Annotated in this window: 8 protein-coding genes and 1 pseudogene; 4 read left to right on the top strand and 5 right to left on the bottom strand. The window is 36.7% G+C overall.

What is annotated here, in order from left to right; all coding sequences use genetic code 11:
• The coding region (locus tag AFK68_RS19570) for a YifB family Mg chelatase-like AAA ATPase (RefSeq protein ID WP_094674341.1) at nt 1–1,162 on the top strand (1,162 nt) is incomplete at its 5' end.
• Nucleotides 1,163–1,682: 520 nt separating this feature from the next.
• Nucleotides 1,683–1,766 (top strand): annotated as a pseudogene (locus AFK68_RS45745) (hypothetical protein); the annotation flags it as partial.
• A 647-nt stretch (nt 1,767–2,413) separates the two neighbouring features.
• Here the strand turns inward: AFK68_RS45745 and AFK68_RS19555 are convergent.
• From AFK68_RS19555 to AFK68_RS19530, 5 genes are all read right to left on the bottom strand, one after another.
• A partial coding sequence (locus AFK68_RS19555) for an ATP-binding protein (protein ID WP_143438057.1) occupies nt 2,414–3,403 on the bottom strand: 990 nt, incomplete at its 3' end.
• A 277-nt stretch (nt 3,404–3,680) separates the two neighbouring features.
• Nucleotides 3,681–4,088: a hypothetical protein gene (locus tag AFK68_RS19550; RefSeq protein WP_143438056.1), complete on the bottom strand. Its 408-nt coding sequence runs from the start codon at nt 4,086–4,088 to the stop codon at nt 3,681–3,683.
• Nucleotides 4,089–4,149: 61 nt separating this feature from the next.
• On the bottom strand, nt 4,150–4,761 hold the full coding sequence (locus AFK68_RS19545; RefSeq protein ID WP_094674335.1) for a hypothetical protein: 612 nt from the start codon (nt 4,759–4,761) through the stop codon (nt 4,150–4,152).
• 22 nt (nt 4,762–4,783) lie between these two features.
• The gene (locus tag AFK68_RS19540) at nt 4,784–5,041 is read right to left on the bottom strand and encodes a hypothetical protein (protein ID WP_246844293.1); all 258 of its coding nucleotides are present in this window, start codon (nt 5,039–5,041) and stop codon (nt 4,784–4,786) included.
• A 303-nt stretch (nt 5,042–5,344) separates the two neighbouring features.
• Nucleotides 5,345–5,773 carry a hypothetical protein gene (locus AFK68_RS19530; protein WP_094674329.1) on the bottom strand — a complete coding sequence of 143 codons (429 nt, stop codon included), beginning with the start codon at nt 5,771–5,773 and terminating at the stop codon, nt 5,345–5,347.
• A 161-nt stretch (nt 5,774–5,934) separates the two neighbouring features.
• On the opposite strand from AFK68_RS19530, the gene AFK68_RS19525 reads away from it, so the two are divergent.
• Together AFK68_RS19525 and rseP are read left to right on the top strand one after the other, a co-directional pair.
• Nucleotides 5,935–6,456: a helix-turn-helix domain-containing protein gene (locus tag AFK68_RS19525; protein WP_094674327.1), complete on the top strand. Its 522-nt coding sequence runs from the start codon at nt 5,935–5,937 to the stop codon at nt 6,454–6,456.
• A 152-nt stretch (nt 6,457–6,608) separates the two neighbouring features.
• Nucleotides 6,609–7,703: an RIP metalloprotease RseP gene (rseP, locus tag AFK68_RS19520; RefSeq protein ID WP_094674325.1), complete on the top strand. Its 1,095-nt coding sequence runs from the start codon at nt 6,609–6,611 to the stop codon at nt 7,701–7,703.
• Nucleotides 7,704–7,752: the final 49 nt, after the last annotated feature.

Genomic DNA, 7,752 nt, shown 5'->3' with positions numbered 1-7,752 from the left:
TATTGCTGCTGCTGCCCAAAAAATGGGAATTACTGGTTTAGTTGTGCCTACTGGCAATGTAAAAGAAGCAGCAGTTGTGAAGGGGTTATCGGTTTATGGATTTGATAATATATTTGATGTTACCGATTTTTTGAATAATCCGACTGGCTTTTCTCCTGTAGAAATTAATACTGCTGAGATTTTGGCAAAACAAGAATTTACAGGTTTAGATTTAAACGAAGTTAAAGGACAAAATCATGCTCGTCGCGCTTTGGAAATAGCTGCTGCTGGCGGACATAATTTAATTTTTGTCGGACCCCCTGGTAGTGGGAAAACTATGTTGGCGCGACGTTTACCAGGAATTTTGCCTCCCTTGAGTTTTGAGGAGGCGTTGGAAGTGACGCAAATTTATTCGGTGGCGGGGTTATTGAAAGATAGAGGTAGTTTGGTGAGCGATCGCCCGTTTCGTAGTCCCCATCATTCAGCATCGGGTCCGTCTTTAGTGGGTGGAGGGAGTTTTCCGCGACCTGGGGAAATTTCTTTATCTCATAGAGGGGTGTTATTTTTAGATGAGTTAACGGAATTTAATCGCAATGTTTTGGAATATTTGCGTCAACCGTTGGAAGATGGGGTGGTGACTATATCTCGCACTAAACTTTCGGTGGAGTTTCCGGCTCAGTTTACTTTGGTGGCGAGTACAAATCCTTGTCCGTGCGGTTATTATGGAGATTCTATTCAACCATGTACTTGTTCTCCACGACAACGAGAGCAATATTGGGGAAAACTTTCAGGACCTTTGATGGATAGGATAGATTTACAGGTAATGGTGAGTCGGTTGAAACCGGAGGAAATTACGAGACAGGATACTGGGGAAAGTTCGGTAGATGTGAGGGAAAGGGTGAGGGAAGCACGCGATCGCGCTCGACATCGGTTTCGGGATGAGGTGGGTTTAAGTTGTAATGCTCAGATGCAAAGTCGTCATTTTCGGAAGTGGTGTCAGTTGGATGATAGTAGTCGGAATTTGTTGGAGGGTGCGATTAGGAAATTGGGTTTGTCAGCGAGAGCGAGCGATCGGATATTGAAGGTGGCGAGGACTATTGCTGATTTAGCGGGGGATGAGGAGTTGAAACCTGGTTATGTTGGTGAGGCAATTCAGTATCGGACTATTGATCGGATGCAGTAATTGATGAGATAGCTTTTTGTTGGGTTTCGTTCCTCAACCCAACATTATCAGGACTTACGCATAGCCACTATATCTAGTAAGGGCGAATGCAATTCGCCCCTACAGATGGTGTAGATTTTCATATTTTGTGTAAGTCCTGATTATATATATCCTGCTTCTGTAATAAAAAATAGGATGATGTAGTTTATATAAGGGAAAATAACACTACAAATTAGGTTTTTGTTGGGTTATATCATGTCCGGTTGAACAGTTATAAATAAACTACTCAGTCGGATGTCCTCAGAATTCAGAATCCTGGAGGGAAGAAATAAGAAAAGAAGCAGAAAGTTTTTTTATCACTAATTATCCGGACATGATATTAAGCGACAGTCGAAAACCCAACCTACAATATTATTACTGAGTAGAATAGTTGAGAAGATTTAGGATTGAGCGATCGCTCGTCTTTCTTGAAGTGTTGATTATTTGAGGATCTCGGTCACGCACGGGAGCAAGATGCTCCCACTACCCAAAATCTTTAACTAATAAATTCAATCCTATTTTTCTTGTTAGTCTAGACGAGAGAACAGGTAATTTATTTATCTTAGCAAGAGATAATTCAGAGTAGTGGATGGTTCTCGCTATCTAAAAAACTTGTTTCAGTCAGATGAAAATTACAGCGCTTTTCACTCTTGATCAACCATATTGTCACAACCAAAACTTTGTAGGGATGTTCCATGGAACGTCCCTACTGTCGCCAGTCTGAAATGAAAACGGCTATAAGTTTACACAACCTATTGTTCATTAGAATAGCGATCGCTCTTTATTTGTTTAGTGAGGTGGAAGAGCGAACGCTTGTAAATCTCCCTAAAGTCTCATAGTTTATAGCGGTTTTCACTCATGTTGACTTGCATTGCTTCTTCCAACTTCGGTCTTACTTCTTCCTTTAAACCCAAATCTCTGTACTCTATAAAACATGAAAACTGCTATAATTATCATTTTCCGTATTTGCTGGAGGAGGTGATTCTACTGTACTATCAACTTCTGTATTTGGTGCAGGAGGTAATTCTACCGTACCATCAACAGGCGTTAATTTTACTTCCTTTTTTGATGCTGCTTTATTAGCTTCAATAATCTCAGTTATTGCTTGAGCAAAGTGAGATTGAGTAACATATTTTTGTTCTTTGGGTTTGTCTTCCCTAGCAGCAGAAACTACAGCTTTGAATACAGCATTTTTAATGTCTCTACCAGATATTTCATCAAACTGTTTTGCANTAATTCTACCGTACCATCAACAGGCGTTAATTTTACTTCCTTTTTTGATGCTGCTTTATTAGCTTCAATAATCTCAGTTATTGCTTGAGCAAAGTGAGATTGAGTAACATATTTTTGTTCTTTGGGTTTGTCTTCCCTAGCAGCAGAAACTACAGCTTTGAATACAGCATTTTTAATGTCTCTACCAGATATTTCATCAAACTGTTTTGCAAGTTCAGAAAAATCTACTGAGTTTTTATCTAATGGAAGTTTAGTAGGAATTTGAGCTTGCCAAATTTTTGCTCTTGCTTCTTCATCAGGTAAATCAAATTGAGTTTTCCATCGTATTCTGCTAATAAAAGCTGGATCGTAGTTACGAATTAAGTTAGTTGCGAAAATAACGATTCCTTCGTAAGCAGAAAGCTGCATCAACATGACACTACGAGTCAAATTAACTGCAGTATCTGTTGCTTGAGTCACATTTTCTAAACGTTTACCTAAAAAGGAATCTGCTTCATCAAAGAATAAAACTGCATTATTGCTAGTAGCAAATTCAAATGCTTTAGCAATATTCTTTGGTGTTTCACCAACATATTTAGATTCAAGTTGCTGATAGGGAACAGCTAGAATTTTCAGGTTTAGCGCATGAGCAAGTGCTTCAGCGGTCAAGGTTTTTCCTGTTCCTGGTAAACCAGAAAAATTAATGGAAAGAGCTTTATCCAACTTGTGTTTTTCGCGCATTCCCCACTCGTTATAGATTAAATCCTGATGCTCAATTTCTGCTAAAATTAAGTCTATTTGATTTTTAGTTTTTTGGGGTAGAATAAGATCTTCAAGAGTATATTTTGGTTCTCTTAGATAGGGGGTAAAATCTATATTTGATTCTGGTTTTTCTGAATCATTAGATTTATCATTTTTAGAGTTTAGAGTATCATTAGCAGAATTATTAGCTGAGGTGTTTTTTTCTCCTCCAGCTTGCCGAAATGCTCCTATTTTATCAGCTATTGGCATGAAAATTTTTCCTTTAATTTATAAGTTTAAACTAACAGTTAGACTCCAAATAAATTACTCTGATTGAACTCTGTTTATTCATTGTTTACTGAAATTTAAGTCGGTAAATTAGGGATTTGCAACTTAATAAAGTACCAATTATTAGTGGAGAAAAAGGCTCGTGGCTGTCATTGCGAGGCGGTGATATTAGACTCAACCTCAATTAGGAATAGTTAAGCTAGCCGAAACAATCTCTACTCTATAGATTAGCTGATAGTCTATTTTTTTTGCTAGTCCCTTAGTCATGCCAATTTTCCAAAGTCATTATTTTAGCTTTTGACCGATCTTTGGGAAAATTATTAATATCATTATCAGTTATTCCTGATAATTTAAACACCTGAGATGGTTTGCTTTCAACGTGCTTTGGGTCCCACACTTCCATAATTAGTTCGTGAGAATAACTTTCCAAGTAAAGTATCAAATATAAAGTTGTTCCTTTGCCAAATGCTTCAATTAAAACTGGAGCAATATTTGTATCCCAGATTGGCTCCAATTTTCTATACAAAATTTCAGTTTGAGAACTTTTATTACTACCAAAAAATTTACTCAAGGAATTAAAAAAATTTATTCTTTCTGGCATAGAATTATCCTGACTATACTGGCGGAACTGTGATTCTCTGTCTGTGGGCGGATCGTTTCGTGGCATTTATAACTACCTCTAAATTTTTACTTCAAATTAATAACTAAATGTTTCTGTATTTCAACAGTTAATCTATCTGAATAATCAAAGCATTAAAAAATAGACTTTGCTTCATTTTGGCATATTTGTCGATAGTTTCATTTGTTTTGTCTATTACTTCTACAAATGGCTTAAATAATTGAATCAAAGGATTATTAGCGATTGATTCTTCACTTAAGAGTGATGGTAATTCTGGTGGTGCAATAAATTTTATAAATAAAGGGTTGAACAGATTTTCAGCATTTCTTCTCCAACTTTGGCGTTCTTGACCAGTTAACTCATTATCTAGAACATAAATTCGTTCTAATTTAGAACCTGGAACATTACAGCTAATTTCTAAATCACCTTCATCAATTGTAGGAACACTGTACCCTCTTTCATTGTTTCCTATTTCTGTGTCATACAGCCATATTTTGAGATATTCAAAATTGCAGTTTGGCAATAAACGACTTTGACGAAATAGCTCTCTGACAATTAATTTATCAAAGAAACTTTTTGTTTTATTACTAACAACACATTCTCCATTATTTAACCTTTGCCCAGGAACTCCTAACAACTCAATAGTCTTTAAATTTCCGTCAGTTTCTGGAGAACGAAAACCAATTTCTAGATATATTTTTTCAGTAGGTATTTGTGACATAATTATTGACTCCTCTTTGAAATTAATTCCAATTTTCTAGTTCTAGTATCTTTGCTTCTGAACGATATTCAGGTAAAGGAGAACTTTGAGGTGCTTGCTTTAGTTTGAAAACTTTTGAAGGTTTACTATTTGCATATTGAGGGTCCCAAATTTCCATTATTGTTTCCCCAAGAACTGCACCTGCATAAAAAATAACGTATAAGGTTGCTGCGTATCCAAAAGCTGCTATTAAAGCAGTAACTACTAAAGTTTCCCAAATTTTTTGCAGAGCATAAACCAAAGCTTCAATAAAGTATCTAACAACTTCTCCTAACCAGTCTAAAAACTGATCTATTAGACTACCAACCCATCTAAAAAAAACCCATTTATTTTACCTCCTATTAACTAACTACTTAATACAGCAACTATCGGTTTGTTTTGGAGCGTTGGCAACTGAACATCTTGGTCTTCTAAAGGCTTTAGAGAAATCATAACTGGCTCCATATCTGAGCGTTTTGGATCTACAAATGCAACTATTACATCCAACCCATCTCTGAAGACTGCTAGTAACNAAAAAAAACCCATTTATTTTACCTCCTATTAACTAACTACTTAATACAGCAACTATCGGTTTGTTTTGGAGCGTTGGCAACTGAACATCTTGGTCTTCTAAAGGCTTTAGAGAAATCATAACTGGCTCCATATCTGAGCGTTTTGGATCTACAAATGCAACTATTACATCCAACCCATCTCTGAAGACTGCTAGTAACCACTCGCTACGATAGCCAAATTCCTGTCTTAGATAAGATTCAATCTCCGGCCAGTTATTTTCTAAGAATTGAGAAACTAAGGCCAAATAATATTTAGTAGCTTCTGTTACATAGCCCCATATCTGTTTAATCCCACCAACAAATTGTTCCCACACATTAGCAAAAGCTCTTGAGAGAGCTTCAACTATTGCACCAAAAGCATAAACAGCAGCAGCGCCGAGAAGAAGTCCAGCAGCAGCTTGTATTAAAATATCCCAAGCCATTAATTAGTTACTCCACTAATAATTATCAGTGATTACTCAAGTCACTTTGATTCAAAGTGTCTATTTATACCCAAAATAACCTAACTAATCTCAGAATAAAACTGATAAAACTTAGAATTTATATTATAATTACATCAGGAATTTTTAATAACTATCTAACTATGGCCTCCATCGACAAACAATTTGCCGAAGCAGCCCAAAACTGGGACTTAGAAACCCTATATACAGACCTTGCTTCGGCTAAGGGAAAGCGTCTTACTCCTACTGAAAAGCTACATCTACGAGGTTTACTCTGTGGCTACAGTCCGGCAGAAATAGCTGAAAAGCTAGGCAAAAATCCTAAAGGTGTAGAAACTGACTTATGTGCAACCATATATAGATACGTCAAAAGTTTAGTTGATAGGTGCGATCGCAGAATTGAAAATTGGAGAAATATTTCTGAATGGCTGGAAATAGATGGATATAGATGTCGGTCATCTCCCCAAGTACCACTTGATACTTTGTTACCGGAAAATAGTACAGTTAGTGTCACTAATATTAATATTGAAAATCATCAATTAGTAGTTGTATTTAACTTACGGATACCAACTTCAAAATCCGAAAAAATATCAGTAGAAAACTTTGGCTTAAGTGATGATATAATTCCTCAAGATATTGCTAAAGATTTATCTGAAAAGTATTAAATTTATCTGCCTACTCTGAAGCCGAAGAAATTCATTTGACTAACCTACAAAATCAATCAAAGTAGTTATATNGTTATATCCTCAACTTTAGAAAAAATCATTTATAATAGAAAATTAACTGTTTATAATAGGAAATTTAATAGGAATAACTTATGTCCGTATTTTTAGCGATCGCAGTTTTAGGTATGTTGATTGTAGTTCACGAGTTAGGCCACTTTCTGGCGGCTCGACTCCAAAACATCCATGTTAACCGTTTTTCTATCGGCTTTGGCCCCATACTCTGGAAATACCAAGGGCCAGAAACAGAATATGCACTTCGAGGTTTTCCCTTGGGAGGTTTTGTGGGTTTTCCTGATGATGACCCAGATAGCACAATTCCTAAAGACGATCCAGACCTATTACGGAACCGCCCCATTCTAGACCGAGCGATCGTTCTCAGTGCAGGAGTAATTGCTAACCTTATATTTGCTTACTTTCTCTTAGTTTCTCAAGTGGGTTTTGTTGGTGTAGCAGATTTTAACTATGCTCCTGGAGTAAAAGTTCCCGAAGTTGCTACAAATGTTAGTTCTGCTGCTGCTCAAGCAGGTATTCAGGCAAATGATATTATTTTGTCAGTTGGTAATCAACAATTAGGTGCTAACAAAGAAGCTATTAGCACTTTGGTAGAAACTATTCAAAATAATGCTAATCAAACTTTGGAGATGGAAATTCAGCGTGACGGAAGACAATTATTTCTTGAAGTCACACCAGAAATGGGAGATGATGGCAAAGGTCGTATCGGTGTGCAATTAATTTCTAATGGAGACATAGTAAGAAATCGTACTAATAATATTTTTGAAGCTTTTAGTGTTGGTGCTGAGGAATTTCAAAGAATAGTTTTCTTGACACTTCAGGGTTTTTGGCAGCTTGTTAGTAATTTCGGTCAGACAGCAGGGAAACTAGCTGGACCTGTTGCTATTGTAGACATGGGAGCAAAAATTGCTGAGGATAATGTGGTCGAACTGTTTAGGTTTGCTGCATTAATTAGTATTAATTTGGCAGTGATTAATATTTTGCCTTTGCCTGCTTTAGATGGTGGTCAGTTAGCATTTTTGGCGATAGAGGGAGTTAGAGGTAGACCCTTACCACTTCGTGTGCAAGAAAATGTCATGCAAACTGGTTTGGTATTGTTATTGGGTTTAGGAGTGTTTCTCATTATTCGCGATACTGCTAATTTGGATGGGGTGCGTTCAATATTCCAGAGATAAGTAAGGTTTGCTGAAAAAGTCTTTCTAAGGAGCAGGGGAGTGAGGGAGT

Origin of the sequence: Hydrocoleum sp. CS-953, from assembly GCF_002260545.1 — a bacterium.
Lineage (GTDB): Bacteria > Cyanobacteriota > Cyanobacteriia > Cyanobacteriales > Microcoleaceae > Trichodesmium.
This window is presented reverse-complemented; position numbering and strand designations above follow the sequence as displayed.